Source organism: Aquimarina sp., assembly GCF_977115655.1.
On sequence record NZ_CDSBKO010000056.1, the window covers coordinates 1 to 19,069 of the forward strand.

Consider the following 19,069-nt stretch of genomic DNA (forward strand, 5'->3'; position numbering starts at 1 on the left):
TCGATTTGTCCTTCCCGCATCTCTGATTTGTCCTTCCAGCGTAGGCTGGAATCCATGAAAGTATTGTTGCTCCACACTGGATTCCAGATCAAGTCAGGAATGACAGGGCTTGTTTTGATTTGTCCTTCCCGCATCTCTGATTTGTCATTCCAGTGTATACTGGAATCCATAAAGGTATTGTTGCTCCACACTGGATTTCAGATCAAGTCTGGAATGGCAGGACTTGTTTTCGATTTGTCCTTCCCGCATCTCTGATTTGTCCTTCCAGCGTAGGCTGGAATCCATGAAAGTATTGTTGCTCCACACTGGATTCCAGATCAAGTCAGGAATGACAGGGCTTGTTTTGATTTGTCCTTCCCGCATCTCTGATTTGTCATTCCAGTGTATACTGGAATCCATAAAGGTATTGTTGCTCCACACTGCATTCCAGATCAAGTCTGGAATTACAGGGCTTGTTTTCGATTTGTCCTTCCCGCATCTCTGATTTGTCATTCCAGTGTATACTGGAATCCATAAGGGTATTGTTGCTCCATAATGGATTCCAAATCAAGTCTGGAATGACAGAGCTTGTTTTCGATTTGTCCTTCCCGCATCTCTGATTTGTCATTCCAGTCTACACTGGAATCCATAAAGGTATTGTTGCTCCACACTGCATTCCAGATCAAGTCTGGAATGACAGGGCTTGTTTTCGATTTGTCCTTCCAGTGTATACTGGAATCCATAAAGGTATTGTTGCTCCACACTGGATTCCAGATCAAGTCTGGAATTACAGGGCTTGTTTTCGATTTGTCATTCCAGTGTAAACTGGAATCCATAAGGGTATTGTTGCTCCATAATGGATTCCAAATCAAGTCTGGAATTACAGGGCTTGTCTTTGATTTGTCTTTCCAGTGTATACTGGAATCCATAAGGGGATTGTTGCTCCACACTGGATTCCAGATCAAGTCTGGAATGACAGGGCTTGTTTTCGATTTGTCCTTCCCGCATCTCTGATTTGTCATTCCAGTGTAGACTGGAATCCATAAAGGTATTGTTGCTCCACACTGGATTCCAGATCAAGTCTGGAATTACAGGGCTTGTTTTCGATTTGTCATTCCAGTGTAAACTGGAATCCATAAGGGTATTGTTGCTCCATAATGGATTCCAAATCAAGTCTGGAATGACAGAGCTTGTTTTCGATTTGTCCTTCCCGCATCTCTGATTTGTCCTTCCAGCGTAGGCTGGAATCCAGATCAAGTCTGGAATGACAGAGCTTGTTTTTGATTTGTCCTTCCAGTGTAAACTGGAATCCATTTATACCATGGTCTGCACTAGAAGGGCAATTAAAATATCCCCAATTCTAAGGATATAATATACTAGGATCTAACGATTGTCCTGCCTGCGGTTATACACGAGTTTTGTATCAGAAATTAATCATGAATTTAAAACACAAAAAAATGAGTAATCCAAAATTTAAAATTAGAGAAAGTAAGAACAGTCAGTATTATTTCAACCTACATTCAGGAGGGAATAGTGAGCCTATTCTAACCGGCGAAACGTATACCACAAAACAAAGTTGTAAAGCAGGTATTGCATCTGTAAAAACTAATGCCCCAATCGATGAACGATATGATCGAAAAGAAGCTGTAAACGGACAGTTTTATTTCAACCTAAAAGCAGGTAACGGAGAGATTATCGGTACCAGCGAAATGTATACTACCATAGCATCAAGAGAAAATGGTATTGCATCTGTAAAAACCAATGCCCCAATCGCAGATATAGAAGATACCACATTGTAAGTCGTGAATTAATTGAGAATACCAAAGGTTGTTCTTATAAAAGTTACCTACAAAACAAACCACTTTTTTAGAGCAACCTTTATGTAAAACAAACAGGCATGGCTTTTCAATATAACAAACGTATTAAACTGGGAAAAAGATTTGGGTTAAATATTAGTAAATCAGGAATTTCCCCCAGTTACCGATCTAATATAGGAACCATAAGTTCCAGAGGGTATTCTATTAAAACAGGGATATCCGGGTTATCCTACAAAAAATCTTTTAAGAAAGGTAAAGGTTGTATGCTACTGCTCTTTTTTATAACAGGTATTAACATAGCCGTATTTTTTATACTCATACTCTCTGTTTTACTATAAACCATAATATATCTAAAATGAAAAATTCATACTCTTTAAAACCCATATTCATACTATTTACTCTTTTTCTTATTAGCAGCGCATGTTCTGCTCCGGATTTAGGTACAACACCAAAAACCTGTGTCGATACCAATTGCGAGAATTACAGAACCCAACAAGAAGCACAAAGAGCTTATGAGGCAGATCCCGAATGCAGAAACGATTTGGATCATGATAGCGATGGGATAGCCTGCGAACATTTAAGCAATGAAAATACCACCAATACTTGCCCGACAACTGCTAATTGTGGGTGCTCCGGCAAAAGCAAAGCCCAATGCCAAAAAGACCCCTGTTGCCGATGGATAGTAGGAAAAGGGTGTAAATGTAACTAATAAAATAAACGATAATGATAAGCAAACTAATAATCCACCTGTTCCTTATAGTATCTGTGTTACCTTCTTCGGTACTATTAAAATTAGATAAAGAAGTATATATCTGCAATGGACCAAAAAGCAAAAGATACCATTATGATGAGGATTGCAGGGGACTAAAAAAATGTTCTACAAAAATCTATGAGATATCTCTAGAAGAAGCAAAAGAAGAAGGCAGAACCTTGTGTGGATATGAAGATTAGGAAGGGAATAATGGAAACAAAATAAAAATTAAAACAAATTATAAAATAGAATAGATATGGCTTTGTATAGAATATCAGGAGTCTGGAAAAACTCCAATAATGTTATCACTCATTACGCTTTTCATAATGTAGAAGGAAAATCAGCTACCAGAGCAATAAAAATGGCAAAACATGATGCGGTAAAATTGCTGGAAACAAGAGGAAATGTAGCTACAACATGGGTCTGGGATTATGTTCAAGCTACTTGGGAGATAGGAGAAGAAGTAACTGTTGTTAACGGAATTAGTGGTAAATATTTAAGATCAAATCCAGACGATAAAAGAACAGATAATCTGGAACACTTAATAGATTTTGATTGGATTGCTCCCTAAAAGAGTAAATAAGATTTAAGATTAGAATTATTTCTTTATAAGAACACTATTTAAAGTGTATAGCATATACAAAACATGGATAAAATCACTAAAGAAGCTCTTTTTAGCACAAGCAATTTAAGTAAAGAAGCCTTATCAAAAAGGAGAAATATAAATTTAAAGATCTTCAAATTCGGGTGTCTTCCAATACTTATATTTTTCGGTTTATTATACATGATTGCAAGTTATACTACATCCAATTCCGGAGAAAGTAAATTTAAAGAAGCGCAGCAATATCTAGCCGATAAAAAGTATCATGAAGGCATTAAAGCTATAAATATAGCTATTCGTAAAGATAGTGCAAGAACAGATTTTTATGAATTAAGAGGTAAGCTTTTGCAAGAAGTTCAGGATACGATACATAGTAAAGAAGATTTCGAAAAAACATTGAAGTTTAGTCAAAACGATAGTATTAAAAATCAGCGAATTCTTGAACTGATAGAATGGGATCTAAAAAAAGGAGACACTGCCGAGGTAAAAAAACTCCTGTTAGAAGAAGTAATGCTCTATAAAACAGACTCCATAAAACATATCCAAACGGTAGAATATGCTGCGAGTACATTTTTAGCTATAGGAGATACCATACATGCCATACAATTATTTTCTCATTTAGAAGATCAATATCCTTTACAAGGTAGGTTTAAAAATCAAAAAGGTGTTTTGTTTTCTTTAATAAAGAAGAATAACCTTGCGATTCCATTATTTAAAGAAGCTATCCGGATTGAACCCAAAAACGACCAGTATTATTACAATCTGGGAATTTCATACTTAAATATTAAAAACAAAACCAAGGCTCGTAAATTTTTTAAACAATCTATGGAACTTGGAAATAAAGAAGCGTGTTATGAATATAGAGAATTAATAGCAAGAACCAGATATTACCAAATATCCAGATGTTGTGATGGCACGTCTAGTAATAGTATAGGAAGAGGGGCTTGTTCCCATCATAACGGGGTTTGCAGGATAGAAAACGTACCCTACAAAGAGTACACGATCACTTGTAACTAGAAGAACTTGGTTCCAGATCAATTCTGGAATGACAGAGCTTGTCTTTGATTTGTCTTTCCAGTGTAAACTGGAATCCATAAGAGTATTGTTGCTCCATAATGGATTCCAAATCAAGTCTGGAATGACAGGGCTTGTCTTTGATTTGTCTTTCCAGTGTAAACTGGAATCCATAAAGGGATTGTTTTGTTTTGTCCTTCCAGCGTAGGCTGGAATCCATAAGGGTATTGTTGCTCCCCACACTGGATTCCAGATCAAGTCTGGAATGACAGAGCTTGTTTTCGATTTGTCCTTCCCGCATCTCTGATTTGTCCTTCCAGCGTAGGCTGGAATCCAGATCAAGTCTGGAATGACAGAGCTTATTTTGATTTGTCCTTCCAGTGTAAACAGGAATCCATAAGGGGGTTGTTTTGTTTTGTCCTTCCAGCGTAGGCTGGAATCCATAAGGGTATTGTTGCTCCCCACACTGGAATCCAGATCAAGTCTGGAATGACAGGATTTTTCTTTGATTTGTCCTTCCAGTGTAGACTGGAATCCATAAGGGTATTGTTGCTCCATAATGGATTCCAGATCAAGTCTGGAATGACAGGGTTTGTCTTTGATTTGTCCTTCCAGTGTAAACAGGAATCCATAAGGGGGTTGTTTTGTTTTGTCATTCCAGTGTAGACTGGAATCCATAAGGGTATTGTTGCTCCATAATGGATTCCAGATCAAGTCTGGAATGACAGGGCTTGTCTTTGATTTGTCCTTCCAGTGTAGACTGGAATCCATAAGAGTATTGTTGCTCCACACTGGATTCCAGATCAAGTCTGGAATTACAGGGCTTGTTTTTGATTTGTCCTTCCAGTGTAGACTGGAATCCATAAAGGGATTGTTGCTCTACACAGTAGATTCCAGATCAAGTCTGGAATTACAGGGCTTGTTTTGATTTGTCCTTCCAGTGTAAACTGGAATCCATAAGGGTATTGTTGCTCCACACAGTAGATTCCAAATCAAGTCTGGAATGACAGAGTTTGTTTTGATTTGTCCTTCCAGTGTAAACTGGAATCCATAAGGGTATTGTTGCTCCACACTGGATTCCAGATCAAGTCTGGAATGACAGAGCTTGTTTTTGATTTGTCCTTCCCGCATCTCTGATTTGTCATTCCAGTGTATACTGGAATCCATAAGGGTATTGTTGCTCCCCACGGTGGATTCCATCCAGATCAAGTCTGGAATAACAAGGCTTGTCTTTTCCTTGTCCTTCCAGTGTAAACAGGAATCCATAAGGGGGTTGTTTTGATTTGTCCTTCCAGTGTAAACAGGAATCCATAAGGGGCTTGTTTTCGATTTGTCCTTCCAGCGTAGGCTGGAATCCATAAGGGGATTGTTGCTCCACACTGGATTCCAAATCAAGTCTGGAATGACAGCGTTCGTTTTCGTTTTGTCCTTCCAGTGCAAACTGGAATCCATAAAGGGATTGTTACTCTATACTGGATTCCAGATCAAGTCTGGAATGACAGGGCATGTTTTTGATTTGTCCTTCCAGCGTAGGCTGGAATCCATGAGAGTATTGTTGCTCCACACTGGATTCCAGATCAAGTCTGGAATGACAGCAGCGTTCGTCTTTGATTTGTCCTTCCAGTGTAGACTGGAATCCATAAGGGTATTGTTGCTCCACAGTAGATTCCAGATCAAGTCTGGAATGACAGGGCTTGTCTTTTCCTTGTCATTCCAGTGTAAACAGGAATCCATATAAGATTTCCTTGTTAGAGATTGATTTCAAGTAATTAAACATTATTTTTATCCAAAAGTCTTATCATTCCAGTGTAAACTGAAATCTAAATGTACATCAGATGCTAAAACCTAAACATCAATATGCTGTTTATATACTTACCAATAAAAAGAATGGAACACTTTACATAGGTATGACTAATAATCTAGAAAGAAGGCTTTTTGAGCATAAAAACAAAAGTGTAGAAGGTTTCACTAAAAAATATGGAGTAGATAAATTAGTTTATTTTGAGGTATACCAATACGTAAATGATGCTATCGCTAGAGAGAAAAGATTGAAATCTTGGAATCGACAATGGAAAATAGACCTTATAGAAGAAGAAAATTCAAACTGGAAAGATTTAGCCCATGATTGGTATGATTAAAATGACTCCGGTCTACACCAGAGGACAATTCGTTTATTAACATGAATGTATTATACATATAGTCGTCCCAAACATAATTCCGTATTTTTGCGATTAATTACGATCAAAAACCATACACACGCTAATGCAATCCAAATACACCTATCCTTTTACCGCAATCCTGGATCAGGAAGACTTAAAATTATGTTTAGTACTCAATCTGGTAGATCCAAGTATTGGTGGCGTGTTGGCAACAGGAGATAAAGGTACTGCCAAAACCACTATGGTACGGGGATTAAGTCAATTAATGGGAGACGAGTTTCCGTTTGTCAATTTGCCAATAGGTGCTACCGAGGATAGAGTATTGGGAAGCATTAATCTGGAAGCATTAATTAATCAAAAAACCACCATTGTAGACAAAGGCTTACTGGCACAAGCACATCAGGGGTTTTTATATATCGATGAGGTAAATTTATTGAATGATTATCTAATGGATGTATTACTAGATGCATCCGCCACAGGAGGCTATCCTCTAGAAAGGGAAAGTATCTCGCAATGGATGGATAGTCGTTTTTGTTTGGTAGGTACTATGAATCCAGAAGAAGGCGCATTGCGCCCACAGTTATTAGATCGATTTGGATTAAGTGTACATATTACTACCCCAAAAGAAATAAAAACCCGTACCAAGATAGCCATGCAACGCCTTAACTTTGATAGTGATCCAGAAGCATTTTATCAAAAGTTTGAAAAAGAAGAAAGAACCATGAAAACCCGGATTCTTTTAGCAAAAGAGCGACTTCATAAAATAACCATTTCAGAATCCATACAAGAGCAATGTGCAGAACTCACCATTGCTAATCAGGTAGAAGGAATGCGCGCGGATATTCTACTGCTAAAAACAGCAAGAGCCTATGCCGCATATCATGATAAGGAGCAGGTAACCGCAGAAATGGTAACTATAATTGCCCCATTTGTATTGCAACATCGTGCAAAAGAGTATACACCGCCCTCTAATGAAGATCAGGAACCATCTTCTAACCTAAAAAATCAAGAATCTAAAGAGGAAACAGCTCCTCAAAACGGGCAAAGCAATACGGCATTTCAATTACCAAAAACCGTACAACAAGGCTTAAAATTTACCGCCCCAAAAGCAACCAAAAAACAAGAAGTCCTATTAGATAAACTACAAAAATCATATACAGTATCGTATCCAGCTCAGCGACAACCTGAAATTTCGGTGCTGCAATCGGTAAAAAGCTATCTTAGTACCGATAGATTTACAGCTATATACAAACAAGCAACAAAAAAAGCGGTAGCGCGAATTGTATTTTTGGTAGATACCAGTGCATCTATGGCAATAGAGCAACAGATGGGATATATAAAGGGAGTTATCGAAAAAACGATCACTTCCCGCCCAATGCAAAAAGTACAGTATGCCATTATAGGTTTACAAGACACAACCGCAAAAGTTTTTCAGGAATTTACATCTAACACACAGCAAATTTTATCGGTAAATCACCAATTAAAAACAGGAGGAAAAACCAATTTGGGAGCAGCATTTTTTAAGGTATACGAAGTTTTACGATCCATGAATATGCAAACCGTACAATTGTTTGTCTTTACAGATGGAAAAATAAATACAGGAACAGAAAACCCGTTTCAATACGCAGTTACTACCTATAAAAAGTACCTTGCCAGAATCCCTAAAGCCACCATTATAGATACAGAACATGGTTTTGTAAGATTAGGCAAAGCACAGCGATTGGCACAGCAGTTACGACTTGGTTATAGTACTATTTCTGATTTTTAATACACTTGTTGTTTCCCCATACCGGATTTCAGGGCAAGTCTGGAATGACAGGGCTTGTTTTGCCTTGTCCTTCCAGCGTAGGCTGGAATCCATAAGGGTATTGTTGCTCCACACTGGATTCCAGATCAAGTCTGGAATGACAGGGCTTGTTTTTGCTTTGTCCTTTCAGTGTAAACTGGAATCCATGAGAGTATTGTTGCTCCCCAAAGTAGATTCCAGATCAAGTCTGGAATGACAGGGTTTGTTTTGATTTGTCATTCCAGTGCAAACTGGAATCCATAAAGGGATTGTTGCTCCATACTGGATTCCAGATCAAGTCTGGAATGACAGCAGCGTTTGTTTTTGTTTTGTCATTCCAGTGTAGGCAGGATTCCAGATCAAGTCTGGAATGACAGGGCTTCGAGTGCCGTATCCCGCTATGTGCAACCACAACCCCTGAGCTTAGAGCACCTCTGCCTACCGAACCCTGAGGTTACTCGAAGGGTGAGCTTCGAGAGCCTCAGCTCCCAGTATGTCAGAGAATCGAACCCTGAGGTACTCGAAGGACTCCTTTAGAGTGACCCCAACCCATGATATACTTGCTCCCGGCAGCGGGGAAGATACTTTGGATAGCCGGGAAGGAGTACAACACCTCCGGGAAAGGGTTTTATAGTGCCGGGAGAGCATTCCTAACCGCTGGGAAAGGTCTTTGTACTTACGGGAAAGGTAAACACACTTACGGGAAGGGGTTTTGTACAGCCGGGGACAGGTTCTATATCGCTGGGGACATAAAATAAGTTGCAGGAACGGTGAATATGGTGCCGGGCTTCGGTTTTGAGTGCTTCAGTAATCTATTGTTGAACTTTTACATTTATTATTTTTCGGTTTTATATTTAAAACTCAGGCTTTGGTATGTAGTTATAAAAATCAAACAGTCTAACATCTAAGAGCAAAGCGATTTAAACAAAACTATACAAAAGTACCCTTGCGATATCTTGTGCACTAAACTATCTTTGGTGTGTAGTTATAAAAAATGAACAGTTTAACATCTAATCTCTAACAGCAAAGCGGTCTAAAATCTCAATTCTTTATCCACCTATGTCCAAAGCATTTTTAATAGCAGCTCCGTGGAGTAACTCAGGAAAAACAACACTTACCCTGGGGATTTCACGGTGGTTTAGTAATCAGGGGTATAACGTACAAACTTTTAAATGCGGGCCCGATTATATCGATACCATTCATCATGGTACCGCAGCAAGAAAAGCAGCAATAAACTTAGATACGATTATGATGCCTGCACAGCACATGACCGATGTTTTTGAGCGATATAATGCAGCTGCCGATATTAGTGTTGTAGAAGGGGTAATGGGATTGTTTGATGGCGCCGTAAAAGATGAAGGAAGTTCTGCAGCGATAGCCAAAATTTTGGATATACCTGTGATTTTGGTAGTAAATGCAAGTAGCATGGCATATACAATAGCTCCGATCTTACATGGGTTAAAAACTTTTGACCCCCAAGTTAAGATTGCAGGCGTTATATTTAATTTTGTAAAAACAGAATCCCACTACGCCTTTTTAAAAGAAGCGTGCGATACGGTCGGGATCCCATCATTGGGATATATCCCGCCAAATAAAGAGATTGCTATCCCATCGCGTCACTTAGGGCTACATATTGAAGACGTTTTTGAAAATGTTATCGAAAAAGCAGCATCACATATAGCAACCCATGTATCGTTGCCAAAACTTTTGGAACACACCAAAACCTATCCTAAAATCGATCCTAAAACCCCTGTGAAAACAACGGGAGAAAAAAAATATAGAATTGCAGTCGCCAAAGACGAAGCATTTACATTTACCTATCTAGAAAACTTAAAATGGTTAGAAACGATAGCAGAGATTATATATTTTAGTCCGATTAGGGATCAAAAACTGCCAGAAGCAGATGGCATTTATCTGGCAGGAGGATATCCAGAATTATATGTAGAAGCATTATCTGCGAATACTACAATGCGAAACCAAATTAAACAAGCAGCAGATCGGGGAGTAAAAATACTGGCAGAATGTGGTGGAATGATGTATTTGGGGACTACTATTGTTAATGAAGAAGGAGCCGCATATCCTATGGCAGGTATATTTCCGTTTCATACCTCTATGCAAGACAAAAAACTATCTTTAGGATATCGTAAAATAGTTTGTAAAGACCAGACGCTTTGGGGACATGAATTTCATTATTCCAAAATCTCGAACGACGATAATATACCAACGGTAGGAAGAGTATTTTCCGCAAGAGAAAAAGAAGTTGCTACAAAAATATATCAATACCAAAACGTATACGCCAGTTACATACATTTGTATTGGGCAGCGTTAGAACAACGAACAGACTTATGCATTTAATAGCAACCATACCCGGAGGATGGAACCCCAATGATGATGGGATTTTCTATATAGAGCAACAACCAGGTGATATTGTATTTCTTAGCGCAGGAGATACAGAAATCCATACCTTAAATGAAGCCTATAAAGAGCTGTGCCAAACCGAAGGAGATACATTGCCCAGTTTACGAATGACCAATCTGGTATATCTTAAACAAGAACTAACTATCGATACCTATGTCGAAGAAGTACTAAGCAAAGCTAAAGTAATTGTTTGTAGCATGCTTGGGGGTGTTAGTTACTATAAATATTTAGTAGAATCTTTGGTTGAGCTGCAGGAACAAACAGCTAATACGGTATTGTTTTTACCTGCGCATGAACCCGATTTTGAATTGATGCAATTATCCTCGGCAGATTTGCAAATAGTACATCAATGCAGACAATATTTACAAGAAGGTGGAAAAGAAAATGCCATAACATTACTTAACTATATACAAAATACTTTTTTTGGCACCACCTATACTATTTCTTCTCCTAAATCTGTTGCAGAGGTATTTTTGTATACCCAAAAAACAGGAATGATCTCTCAGGAAGCTTTAGAACCTGCAATAGATACATCTAAACCTACGGTGGTATTACTGGCATATCGTACCCATTACCTGTCGGATAATATGGAACCGTTGCATGTGATAGCTAGTGCGCTACACGGCAGAGGTATGAATGCTTTTGTAGTATTTGCCAGTAATTTAAGAGACCCGGAGTTAGTAGAGCAGGTAGAAATGTTGATGACATATAATGGGAAACGTAATATCCATACCATTATGAATACCACAGGATTTACAATAAAACCAACGGATGGTTCTGCATTTATTTTTGAAAAACTAAAAGTACCGGTATTGCAAGCCATATTCTCTACTTCGAATAAAGAGGTGTGGCAAGACGGGCTTTTTGGATTACCACCTACCGATATAGCAATGAATATTGCCTTACCCGAAATTGACGGGCGAATCATTGGTCGTGCAGTTTCTTTTAAAAAAGAAATAACCAAAGATACCCTTACGGATAGTTCGATCTTAAAATATGAAGCATATCTCCCTGCCTGCGAGTTTATGGCAGAACTAGCACAACGATGGACTGCACTACAGTATAAAAAGAATGTAGATAAAAAAGTAGCCGTTATCTTGCCAAATTACCCAAATAAAGATAGCCGCTTGGCAAATGGAGTAGGACTCGATACACCAGAAAGTTGTATTGTTTTATTAGAAGCGCTTAAAGCGGAAGGATACGACGTAGGAGAGCAATTACCTCAAAATGGTACAGAACTGATGCACTGGATAACGCAGGTAACGACTAATGATATTACCACTACAAAAACAAGACCACATGTACTGGTTTTTGATCGTTCGGATTTTGATAGCTGTTTTTTGGTATTGTCAAACGAATTACAAAATAAAATAAAAGAACAATGGGGAGAACCAGAAGAAGATCCCTATTATACAGATACCGGGTTTATCGTTTCCGGATTTTTATTAGGAAATATATTTGTGAGTATTCAGCCGTCACGAGGATACAATCAAGACCCACAGGCAATTTACCATTCTCCCGATTTGCCACCAACCTATCAATATTTAGCATATTATTTTTGGGTACAACAAAGCTATAACGCAGATGCAGTAATCCATTTAGGAAAACACGGGAACCTGGAATGGCTACCAGGAAAAAGTGTATCCTTGGATCCTGAAACTTGTTTTCCGGCAGCTATATTTGGCGCATTGCCCCATTTTTATCCTTTTATTATCAATGATCCGGGCGAAGGTACACAAGCAAAACGGCGCAATCAGGCAGTGATCATCGATCATTTAATTCCGCCGATGACTCGTGCAGAAACCTACGGTGGTTTGATGAAATTAGAACACCTAGTAGACGAATATTATGAAGCAGCATCCCTAGACCCAAAACGAGCCAGAGTATTAGAAAAAGAAATAGCAACAGTAGTAAAAGAAACAAAACTGAATATCGATTTAGGGATAGCCACCGAAGATGTAGATGAGTTATTAGTGAAACTAGATGGGTATTTATGTGAGTTGAAAGAAGCACAGATTAGAGATGGACTGCATATTTTTGGAAAAGCCCCCGTAGACGAGCAGCTTATTGATTTGTTAATTGCATTACATCGTGTGCCGGGATACCACCAAGAAGGCATAACACAAGCATTAGCTAAAGATTTAGAAATCACCCAAAATATTTTAGAAATAGCCTATACAGAACCGATGGAGGTAACTATCGAAGGCGTTTTTTGCAAAACTGCAGGGCAAGTTACTGCACAACTAGAAAACATAGTAAAAAGAGTACTTATCCTGTATCTACAAGAAGGAACACTACCAGAACTCTATCCAAGAACTACAATACAATTACAACAAATAAAAGCAAGTACCTTAGTAAAAGTAGAACGAACTACAGACGAGATAACTTGTCTTTTAGATGGGCTTAATGGATATTATGTTCCATCGGGGCCATCTGGAGCACCAACAAGAGGTAGATTAGATCTATTGCCTACAGGACGAAACTTTTACTCTGTAGATGTACGTACCATCCCTACCGAAACCGCATATCGGTTAGGGGAGAAAAGTGCCCAACTGATCATCGATCGGTATTTGCAGGAAAACGGAGAGTATCCCGAAACCATAGGGATTTCTGTTTGGGGAACCTCGACCATGCGTACAGGAGGAGATGACATAGCACAAGCATTTGCATTAATGGGGGTACGACCAATTTGGAAAAATGTAAACCGAAGAGTAACAGACTTTGAAGTGATCCCAATGATACAATTAGGAAGACCCAGAGTAGATGTAACTTTGCGAATCTCTGGTTTTTTTAGAGATGCATTTCCTGATGTTATTAATTTGTTTACTGCGGTAGTTACCCGCTTGGCTAATCTGGAAGAGCCTTTGGAGGATAACCCAATCCGAAAACGGTTTTTAGAAGAACAAAGCCAATGGCAAGAACAAGGATTGTCACAAGAAGAAGCAACACAACGTGCTTTATATCGTGTTTTTGGATCAAAACCAGGAGCTTATGGTGCGGGATTACAAGCGGTAATCGATGAAAAAAACTGGCAAACGCAAGAAGATCTGGCAAAAGTATATATCAACTGGAGTGGCTATGCCTACGGGAATTCTAAAAAAGGGGTGTCTGCTCATGAGTCTTTTCAATATCGACTGCAAGCCATGCAGATTGTAATGCAAAATCAGGATAATAGGGAGCATGATATTTTGGATAGTGATGATTACTATCAATTTCATGGGGGATTAGCAAATGCAGTAAAAACCATAAAAGGTAGCGATGCCGAAATTTATTTTGGAGATAATTCCAGACCAGAAACGCCTAAAGTAAAAACATTAAAAGAAGAACTCTTAAAGGTATATCGCTCTCGGGTAATTAACCCTAAATGGATTGCAGGAGTACAACGCCATGGATATAAAGGCGCTTTTGAAATGGCAGCTACCTTGGATTATCTATTTGCTTATGATGCGACCACCAACCTTATAGATGATTTTATGTATGAAGGAATTACCGAAAGTTATTTATTAACTCCCGAAAATAAAGAATTTATAAAGCAGAACAATCCCTGGGCATTAAAAGATATGAGCGAACGATTGCTGGAAGCGATCCAACGAGGAATGTGGGCAAATCCATCCGATAAAATCAAAGAACAATTAGAAGATGTATATATGGAAGGAGAAGGGTTAGTAGAATAGGGCTATCTGTGTTAAGAAATAGTATTATAATTTAGGATTCTAAAATTAATAGAAAACCTTTTCTTAGAAGTTTTATTATAAATACCAAGGATAATTAAAAAAACACCCCTTGGTTTAGGGTAACAATGCACCAAAATAAGAACTAGTATAACAAATACAGTACGATACATGATTAAAATTACACCAGTTAGATTTCAGTTTAAAAAAAGGATCATTTCAAGATTCTCTACTATAATTTTATGCATGATACTATCTGTTTCTTGTACTGGGCAAATAAATGAGGAGAAAGGTTTAGTAGAAAAAATCATCTATAACAAATCCAAATTAGATTATTCTGTAAACCTTCAAACTAATTACCCTGTTGAGGTTTTTGTGAACAATTTTCCTGTTATACAAAGTTTGGTTCGTGTTAATAGTTCTTTTATTGATATGGCTATCCATAAAAAAGGAACACAGAAATTAAAAATAGTATTGGATTTGAATGTTACTTTAATGAAAGGATATACTCCTAAAAATGACGATCCAGTATTAAAATTCGAGCTAGAAAAAACGAATATAACAGACGAGTTTTATGAGGAAAAAGAAATAGAGAATTTTGAAATTTTATATTCAGATTTAAAAAAAGAAGATTTTGAAAAAGGATATTATAGCAAAGAAATAACCTTTGAGGCAAATCCAGAATACGAATTTAATAGTTGGGAAAACGCTATAGATTTACGATTGCTAGATAAAAACATATTATTAGATAGTGTTTATAAAGCGTATGAAACATTGATATCAGATGTTAAAAATGCAAATGCAAAATCATTTGTACATAAAATACAATTAGCAGAATATGAAATATCGCAATTGCGAGGAATGAAAAAAGAATGGGTATATAAAGAAAGAGAAAGATTATATAATAACGAATTAAAATGGATGCCTAAAGATAGTTGTAAACTCGTTTTTTTTGATGAAGGTAAGCTCGTTTCTCTCGCAAGAAAATATGATGTTTGGAGCAAAAAAGATACTTCTGTTATTAATTTTACCCCGCTTTCTGGTAAATGGAAAAAAGGGAGTGTTCCCCGATTTATAACCTATTATCATAATTTCTATTATACAAAACCCAAAAGCGACATGCCATTAGAGTTAATACGATATAGAACCTTTACTTATGATATGGATTTATAAAATTGAGATGTCTTCTTATGGAATGGTTAATTCCTTATGGTGCTTTGAAAATAAATTATATATAAATATACCTTGTAAGTTAGCTTTGGAATTATTGATTAATAAAAATAGGTAGTTGACTAGATTTAGTATTGTTTATGAAAAAAATGATTATAATTATATCTGTTTTTGTACTGTTTTGTTTCCTCTTTTTAGATAGATGTAGTATTATTAACATTACAAATGCCGATATATTCAGACCTAAAGCATATAAAGGATTTACATCATTAAAAGATGCTGTAGCCTCTGATAGTTATGTGATTGCTCCAATATCAAGTACTTTTCCTATACTGTTTGATAGTATTAAAAGTGAGTTTTATTTACGAAACGGTAAAGGGTTAACAAAAATAGATAGAGAAGGAAACGTTCTTATAACAAACTCTTTAGATCAAGAGGAATATAGTTCTACAGCAAGTTTTGCTAATTTTATCCCGTATGTATTTGTGAAGAACGGAGTATACGATTTTTCTGGAAACGAAATGAGGTACCATACTTTTTCTGAAATAATAAACAGGAATAATGAAGTTAAGGACGAAGATTTTAAAACAGAGTTTGAGAAAAGTTATAAGGAAGCAGAACTGGTAGTTTATGAAACAGATCAAAATGCAGATCCGGAATGCCAATGCTATCCCATGTACTTTAAAATAAATACCCAATGGAAATTAATTTTTTCTCAAAAGGGAGAATATAGATTTACCCATTTGTCTAACAATTTAGAGGCAAAGGATACCATTGGGCAGATAGATTTTGAGAACTTTCCGGCAAAGCTTGCAAATAAAAAGTTAATAGTGTTAAAAGACGATAAACATAAACGATATACCTCAGAAAGCCCGGGAATGACTCGCAATACCGACGAATACTTTGATACATATTATACACAGATTTTAAAAGAAAAAAACTTTCATTATAATTCTGAAAATACCTTAAAAGTATTGTCTTATAAAAAAGAAAAATATCATCATACAGGAGGGTATTGGGATTTTCCGGATTGGGTAACCCCTTCGTTTGAAGTAACAGCATTTTTTAATCTAACCTATAACAAAGAAAACTTGTTTTTTAAAGAAAATGCTATAAAATATTATAGCGAATCAAATATAGATAAAGGTATTTTTCTTTATGAATTACCAGAACACGAAAGACATAAGTCTAAAGTAGCTTTCTTTTATTATGAAGGTGGCCCAAATTACTATAACCCGCAAACAGGAGGAATAGAAAGTGGTGCAAACGGATTATATATCATTAAACCCAAGTCAGAAAAATGAATGATATTATCGATTTTTTACTAAAAAATGAAGCAGATACACCTCAGGTTCTCTTTTTTATGTTCTTTAGTTGTGGAATTGCTATTTTTCATACAGTAATATTAGGCGGATTATTTAATCTAAAGTTTAAACCTTGGTTGTTCTTTGTATTAAATCCTTTATCATTGTTGATAGCCTCAGTAATAGATAAAAGATTAGTTCTCCCGTTATTCTTTTTCCATTTTATATCTGTTTTTTTATTAGGGATTATTGGAGCTATTTACTCAGGGATTAGATCTGTAAATAAAGAGAAAAAAGAAATAGCCAAAATAAAAAGGAAATACAATGTAAAAGAGACTCCATTATGGAAAAAAATAGTAGGTATTTTATTTGGGATACTGTTTCTTGTAAGTTTTTTTCTTGTAGGTCCTCATGCCTTTTTGTTATTGTTTTTAATAATCCCTGTACTATCCTCTTTTTTCCCTGGTAATAAAAGTAGATTTTTAAAATACCAAAAAGTTTTACCAACAGCTACTATTCGTTCGGTTGCAATGGGCTTAGCAGAAATAGAAGGTACTCTCGAGATGATAAAACCAGTAGTTTCGCCTATAAAAAATAAAGAGTGTATTGGATTTAGGTATAGAATAGAAAAAATAAGTAGCGATAAGGATGGCCGGGATAGTTTTTCTACCATCTTTGATGAAATAACCTGTAATCCTTTTTATATGGTAGACGAAACAGGTAAAATTGAAGTGAATCCCGATAAAATGGAATTTGTATACGTTCCCGAGGATGAGCAGTACAGGAGTTCAGGAAAAAGATACACACAATTTATTTTGCAACCTAATGATAAAATGTTGTTGATAGGTAAAGCAAGTTTAAAAGACAATAATCAACCTGTTTTTGAATACGAGGATATCAAAAAAGTGTTTGCAATTGCACCTGTAGATAAAGTGAAGTATTATAATACCTATAAACCCTTACTTAATTCATTTATACTCTTTACTTGCGTTTTTGCTTTTATAGCATCGCTTATCCTAATTTCTCCAATACGAATAGAAAACGATACACTTATAATAGAGACACCAAAATTTATTACCAGTATAAATGTAAATACTGTTATAGAGCAAGATCCTATAAATGAAGATGTAAAGGAAGCAGATGCAATAGAAGCAGGACAAGCTACAGAAAATGAAGTTGCTCCGGAAGACAATACCAGACCAAATCAAGATAATTTTTAATAGTTAAAATAATAATTTATGAATCCACTTATCTCTTACTCTATCTTAGCTTTATTAGCATTAGGGATTATTAGTATTATCGTTTCTGCTTACAATAAGCTAATAATGCTAAAAAACAATGTAACAAAGTCGTTTTTTAATATAGATATTTTACTGAAACAAAGAGCAGACGAAATACCTAATCTTATAAAGGTAGTAAAAGAAAGCATGAAATATGAAGAAGCTACGCTTACCAAACTTACAAGATTGAGAACAGATTTTTTAAATTCTACAAAGGATGAGGATAAAATTATGTTATCTAATGAAATGGATAAAATAGTGAAATCTATTTTTGCAGTATCAGAGAACTATCCGGATTTGAAAGCAAATAATAATTTTATGCTTTTACAACAAAGAGTTTCGGGAGTTGAAGATGCAATTGCAGATAGGCGAGAGTTTTATAATGAGAGCATTACTATGTACAATATAGGTATTGCAGAGTTTCCTGCCTTGATCTTATCGGGATTAATGGGGTACAAAGAAAAGCAATTATTGCAAATTACAAACGAAGAAAAAAACTACAATGGAATTGAATTTTAGCTTCATAGATCTGTTAAAAGTAATAGATGAAGAACCTATATTTATGGTTATGTGGGCAGCATTTGGAGTTTTTTTTACTATTTTCCTTTTGATGATTCCAATGTATATATTTAAAAAATTAGGCATTAGTGCATATTTTGAAACTGCTTTTGGAATATTAACCGGAGCTATTTTAATATCGTGGATCACAGGTTTTATTTCACAAATGATACTCCTGTTTTCAGATGTTTCAGGAATACGAATGTTACTAATATGGATTATTATGTTTGTAACGTATTTGATGTTTTGTATTTTCAACAAGAAAACAATACTAAAATGGATAAATGAGCATTCTTCCGTAAAGAAAAAGAAGTAAACTACACCTCTTTTTGTGGTTGTATTAGAATAAGCATACCAAACAGTAAAACGCCCCGGGTTTTACAGTAAGACTCTAATTGTATATAGAAACGCCCCGGGTTTTACAGTAAGACTCTAATTGTATATAGAAACGCCCCGGAAAACCCGTGGCGTTTTTCTGTTTACTACAAACATCCCTCGTGAGTTTGCTCAGAGGTTATTGATTAAATAATACCATTTTAACTTTGAACTCCTTTTTCTTAT

The 19,069-nt window shown here is 36.3% G+C and carries 23 protein-coding genes; 15 read left to right on the plus strand and 8 right to left on the minus strand.

What is annotated here, in order from left to right; genetic code table 11:
• Positions 1–144: 144 nt before the first annotated feature.
• From ACZIYX_RS18925 to ACZIYX_RS18940, 4 genes are read right to left on the minus strand one after another with little or no spacing between them, the layout of a single operon-like run.
• Positions 145–399, minus strand: a complete 255-nt coding sequence (locus tag ACZIYX_RS18925; protein ID WP_462683826.1) for a hypothetical protein — start codon at positions 397–399, stop codon at positions 145–147.
• Positions 374–514, minus strand: a complete 141-nt coding sequence (locus tag ACZIYX_RS18930; protein WP_462683827.1) for a hypothetical protein — start codon at positions 512–514, stop codon at positions 374–376. The genes ACZIYX_RS18925 and ACZIYX_RS18930 overlap by 26 nt, the downstream gene beginning before the upstream one ends.
• On the minus strand, positions 489–815 hold the full coding sequence (locus ACZIYX_RS18935) for a hypothetical protein (protein WP_462683828.1): 327 nt from the start codon (positions 813–815) through the stop codon (positions 489–491). The genes ACZIYX_RS18930 and ACZIYX_RS18935 overlap by 26 nt, the downstream gene beginning before the upstream one ends.
• Complete coding sequence (locus tag ACZIYX_RS18940) at positions 790–1,293, minus strand: hypothetical protein (RefSeq protein ID WP_462683829.1); 504 nt, start codon at positions 1,291–1,293, stop codon at positions 790–792. The genes ACZIYX_RS18935 and ACZIYX_RS18940 overlap by 26 nt, the downstream gene beginning before the upstream one ends.
• 143 nt (positions 1,294–1,436) lie before the next feature.
• On the opposite strand from ACZIYX_RS18940, the gene ACZIYX_RS18945 reads away from it, so the two are divergent.
• From ACZIYX_RS18945 to ACZIYX_RS18970, 6 genes are all read left to right on the plus strand, one after another.
• Entirely contained in the window at positions 1,437–1,778 is a 342-nt protein-coding gene (locus ACZIYX_RS18945; RefSeq protein WP_462683830.1) for a YegP family protein, read from the plus strand.
• Between the two features lie 98 nt (positions 1,779–1,876).
• The gene (locus tag ACZIYX_RS18950) at positions 1,877–2,134 is read left to right on the plus strand and encodes a hypothetical protein (protein ID WP_462683831.1); all 258 of its coding nucleotides are present in this window, start codon (positions 1,877–1,879) and stop codon (positions 2,132–2,134) included.
• A 17-nt stretch (positions 2,135–2,151) separates the two neighbouring features.
• A complete protein-coding gene (locus tag ACZIYX_RS18955; RefSeq protein WP_462683832.1) occupies positions 2,152–2,505 on the plus strand; it encodes an excalibur calcium-binding domain-containing protein in 354 nt (117 codons plus the stop codon).
• 14 nt (positions 2,506–2,519) lie between these two features.
• Positions 2,520–2,747: a hypothetical protein gene (locus ACZIYX_RS18960; protein ID WP_462683833.1), complete on the plus strand. Its 228-nt coding sequence runs from the start codon at positions 2,520–2,522 to the stop codon at positions 2,745–2,747.
• A gap of 56 nt (positions 2,748–2,803) precedes the next feature.
• The gene (locus ACZIYX_RS18965; RefSeq protein ID WP_462683834.1) at positions 2,804–3,118 is read left to right on the plus strand and encodes a DUF3892 domain-containing protein; all 315 of its coding nucleotides are present in this window, start codon (positions 2,804–2,806) and stop codon (positions 3,116–3,118) included.
• 213 nt (positions 3,119–3,331) lie between these two features.
• Positions 3,332–4,165 carry a tetratricopeptide repeat protein gene (locus tag ACZIYX_RS18970; protein WP_462683835.1) on the plus strand — a complete coding sequence of 278 codons (834 nt, stop codon included), beginning with the start codon at positions 3,332–3,334 and terminating at the stop codon, positions 4,163–4,165.
• Positions 4,166–5,041: 876 nt separating this feature from the next.
• On the opposite strand, the gene ACZIYX_RS18975 is transcribed toward ACZIYX_RS18970, so the two are convergent.
• The 3 genes from ACZIYX_RS18975 to ACZIYX_RS18985 form a co-directional block, all read right to left on the minus strand.
• Positions 5,042–5,329, minus strand: coding sequence for a hypothetical protein (locus ACZIYX_RS18975; protein WP_462683836.1), 288 nt, complete (start codon positions 5,327–5,329; stop codon positions 5,042–5,044).
• Positions 5,304–5,552 (minus strand): hypothetical protein, encoded by a 249-nt coding sequence (locus ACZIYX_RS18980; RefSeq protein ID WP_462683837.1) that lies wholly within the window; start codon positions 5,550–5,552, stop codon positions 5,304–5,306. Before ACZIYX_RS18980 ends, ACZIYX_RS18975 begins: the two co-directional genes overlap by 26 nt.
• Before the next feature lie 72 nt (positions 5,553–5,624).
• Positions 5,625–5,822 (minus strand): hypothetical protein, encoded by a 198-nt coding sequence (locus tag ACZIYX_RS18985; protein WP_462683838.1) that lies wholly within the window; start codon positions 5,820–5,822, stop codon positions 5,625–5,627.
• A 175-nt stretch (positions 5,823–5,997) separates the two neighbouring features.
• Between ACZIYX_RS18985 and ACZIYX_RS18990 the strand changes: the two genes are divergently transcribed.
• A complete protein-coding gene (locus tag ACZIYX_RS18990) occupies positions 5,998–6,300 on the plus strand; it encodes a GIY-YIG nuclease family protein (RefSeq protein ID WP_462683839.1) in 303 nt (100 codons plus the stop codon).
• A gap of 124 nt (positions 6,301–6,424) precedes the next feature.
• Entirely contained in the window at positions 6,425–8,089 is a 1,665-nt protein-coding gene (locus ACZIYX_RS18995; RefSeq protein ID WP_462683840.1) for a VWA domain-containing protein, read from the plus strand.
• Positions 8,090–8,309: 220 nt separating this feature from the next.
• Here ACZIYX_RS18995 and ACZIYX_RS19000 read toward each other — a convergent pair whose 3' ends face one another.
• Positions 8,310–8,519: a hypothetical protein gene (locus ACZIYX_RS19000; RefSeq protein WP_462683841.1), complete on the minus strand. Its 210-nt coding sequence runs from the start codon at positions 8,517–8,519 to the stop codon at positions 8,310–8,312.
• A 647-nt stretch (positions 8,520–9,166) separates the two neighbouring features.
• Here ACZIYX_RS19000 and ACZIYX_RS19005 point away from each other — a divergent pair.
• The 7 genes from ACZIYX_RS19005 (at position 9,167) to ACZIYX_RS19035 (ending at position 18,824) form a co-directional block, all read left to right on the plus strand.
• A complete protein-coding gene (locus tag ACZIYX_RS19005) occupies positions 9,167–10,462 on the plus strand; it encodes a cobyrinate a,c-diamide synthase (protein WP_462683842.1) in 1,296 nt (431 codons plus the stop codon).
• Positions 10,453–14,199: a cobaltochelatase subunit CobN gene (gene cobN / locus ACZIYX_RS19010; protein WP_462683843.1), complete on the plus strand. Its 3,747-nt coding sequence runs from the start codon at positions 10,453–10,455 to the stop codon at positions 14,197–14,199. Before ACZIYX_RS19005 ends, cobN begins: the two co-directional genes overlap by 10 nt.
• Before the next feature lie 168 nt (positions 14,200–14,367).
• Positions 14,368–15,369: a hypothetical protein gene (locus ACZIYX_RS19015; protein ID WP_462683844.1), complete on the plus strand. Its 1,002-nt coding sequence runs from the start codon at positions 14,368–14,370 to the stop codon at positions 15,367–15,369.
• A gap of 146 nt (positions 15,370–15,515) precedes the next feature.
• On the plus strand, positions 15,516–16,670 hold the full coding sequence (locus ACZIYX_RS19020) for a hypothetical protein (RefSeq protein ID WP_462683845.1): 1,155 nt from the start codon (positions 15,516–15,518) through the stop codon (positions 16,668–16,670).
• A complete protein-coding gene (locus ACZIYX_RS19025) occupies positions 16,667–17,890 on the plus strand; it encodes a hypothetical protein (RefSeq protein WP_462683846.1) in 1,224 nt (407 codons plus the stop codon). The genes ACZIYX_RS19020 and ACZIYX_RS19025 overlap by 4 nt, the downstream gene beginning before the upstream one ends.
• 18 nt (positions 17,891–17,908) lie before the next feature.
• Entirely contained in the window at positions 17,909–18,469 is a 561-nt protein-coding gene (locus tag ACZIYX_RS19030) for a LemA family protein (protein ID WP_462683847.1), read from the plus strand.
• Positions 18,453–18,824, plus strand: a complete 372-nt coding sequence (locus ACZIYX_RS19035) for a hypothetical protein (protein ID WP_462683848.1) — start codon at positions 18,453–18,455, stop codon at positions 18,822–18,824. The genes ACZIYX_RS19030 and ACZIYX_RS19035 overlap by 17 nt, the downstream gene beginning before the upstream one ends.
• The last annotated feature ends 245 nt before the right edge of the window (positions 18,825–19,069 follow it).

What these genes read in the sequence shown, in the direction of transcription:
- ACZIYX_RS18925 (WP_462683826.1), bottom strand. Translation starts at nt 399, where the DNA reads ATGGATTCCAGTATACACTGGAATGACAAATCAGAGATGCGGGAAGGA.
- ACZIYX_RS18950 (WP_462683831.1), top strand. Translation starts at nt 1,877, where the DNA reads ATGGCTTTTCAATATAACAAACGTATTAAACTGGGAAAAAGATTTGGG.
- ACZIYX_RS18940 (WP_462683829.1), bottom strand. Translation starts at nt 1,293, where the DNA reads ATGGATTCCAGTTTACACTGGAAGGACAAATCAAAAACAAGCTCTGTC.
- ACZIYX_RS19035 (WP_462683848.1), top strand. Translation starts at nt 18,453, where the DNA reads ATGGAATTGAATTTTAGCTTCATAGATCTGTTAAAAGTAATAGATGAA.
- ACZIYX_RS19020 (WP_462683845.1), top strand. Translation starts at nt 15,516, where the DNA reads ATGATTATAATTATATCTGTTTTTGTACTGTTTTGTTTCCTCTTTTTA.
- cobN (WP_462683843.1), top strand. Translation starts at nt 10,453, where the DNA reads ATGCATTTAATAGCAACCATACCCGGAGGATGGAACCCCAATGATGAT.
- ACZIYX_RS19015 (WP_462683844.1), top strand. Translation starts at nt 14,368, where the DNA reads ATGATTAAAATTACACCAGTTAGATTTCAGTTTAAAAAAAGGATCATT.
- ACZIYX_RS18975 (WP_462683836.1), bottom strand. Translation starts at nt 5,329, where the DNA reads ATGGATTCCAGTATACACTGGAATGACAAATCAGAGATGCGGGAAGGA.
- ACZIYX_RS18990 (WP_462683839.1), top strand. Translation starts at nt 5,998, where the DNA reads ATGCTAAAACCTAAACATCAATATGCTGTTTATATACTTACCAATAAA.
- ACZIYX_RS18960 (WP_462683833.1), top strand. Translation starts at nt 2,520, where the DNA reads ATGATAAGCAAACTAATAATCCACCTGTTCCTTATAGTATCTGTGTTA.
- ACZIYX_RS18955 (WP_462683832.1), top strand. Translation starts at nt 2,152, where the DNA reads ATGAAAAATTCATACTCTTTAAAACCCATATTCATACTATTTACTCTT.
- ACZIYX_RS19025 (WP_462683846.1), top strand. Translation starts at nt 16,667, where the DNA reads ATGAATGATATTATCGATTTTTTACTAAAAAATGAAGCAGATACACCT.
- ACZIYX_RS18945 (WP_462683830.1), top strand. Translation starts at nt 1,437, where the DNA reads ATGAGTAATCCAAAATTTAAAATTAGAGAAAGTAAGAACAGTCAGTAT.
- ACZIYX_RS18970 (WP_462683835.1), top strand. Translation starts at nt 3,332, where the DNA reads ATGATTGCAAGTTATACTACATCCAATTCCGGAGAAAGTAAATTTAAA.
- ACZIYX_RS19030 (WP_462683847.1), top strand. Translation starts at nt 17,909, where the DNA reads ATGAATCCACTTATCTCTTACTCTATCTTAGCTTTATTAGCATTAGGG.
- ACZIYX_RS19005 (WP_462683842.1), top strand. Translation starts at nt 9,167, where the DNA reads ATGTCCAAAGCATTTTTAATAGCAGCTCCGTGGAGTAACTCAGGAAAA.
- ACZIYX_RS18930 (WP_462683827.1), bottom strand. Translation starts at nt 514, where the DNA reads ATGGATTCCAGTATACACTGGAATGACAAATCAGAGATGCGGGAAGGA.
- ACZIYX_RS18995 (WP_462683840.1), top strand. Translation starts at nt 6,425, where the DNA reads ATGCAATCCAAATACACCTATCCTTTTACCGCAATCCTGGATCAGGAA.
- ACZIYX_RS18935 (WP_462683828.1), bottom strand. Translation starts at nt 815, where the DNA reads ATGGATTCCAGTTTACACTGGAATGACAAATCGAAAACAAGCCCTGTA.
- ACZIYX_RS18965 (WP_462683834.1), top strand. Translation starts at nt 2,804, where the DNA reads ATGGCTTTGTATAGAATATCAGGAGTCTGGAAAAACTCCAATAATGTT.